Raw genomic sequence first — 336 nt, forward strand, 5'->3', positions numbered from 1 at the left:
CGAACGGCAAGCTGGACCGCAAGGCGCTGACCGCGCCGACCTACGCCGGTGCGGCCGCGGGCCGGGGCCCGGCGAACCTCCGCGAGGAGATCCTCTGCGAACTGTTCGCCGAGGTGCTGGGCGTGCCGCGTGTCGGCGTGGACGACGACTTCTTCGAGTTTGGTGGTCATTCGCTGCTGGCGGCGCGTCTGATCAGCCGTGTCCGTACGGTGTTTGGCAGTGAGCTGTCGGTGCGTGCCGTCTTCGAGGCGTCGTCGCCGGGTGCGTTGGCGCGGCGCCTGGACGAGGCGGGCCACGCCCGTCCCATGCTCGTCGCGGTGGAGCGGCCGGAGCGGC

At 72.0% G+C, this 336-nt stretch carries 1 protein-coding gene; it reads left to right on the top strand.

Features of this window, described 5'->3' with window-relative positions; genetic code table 11:
• Nucleotides 1–336 (top strand): phosphopantetheine-binding protein (locus tag OF819_RS29100; RefSeq protein WP_267246645.1); only part of this gene is annotated, 336 nt, incomplete at both ends.

This window comes from Streptomyces sp. PR69 (assembly GCF_026420845.1).
Classification (GTDB): domain Bacteria; phylum Actinomycetota; class Actinomycetes; order Streptomycetales; family Streptomycetaceae; genus Streptomyces.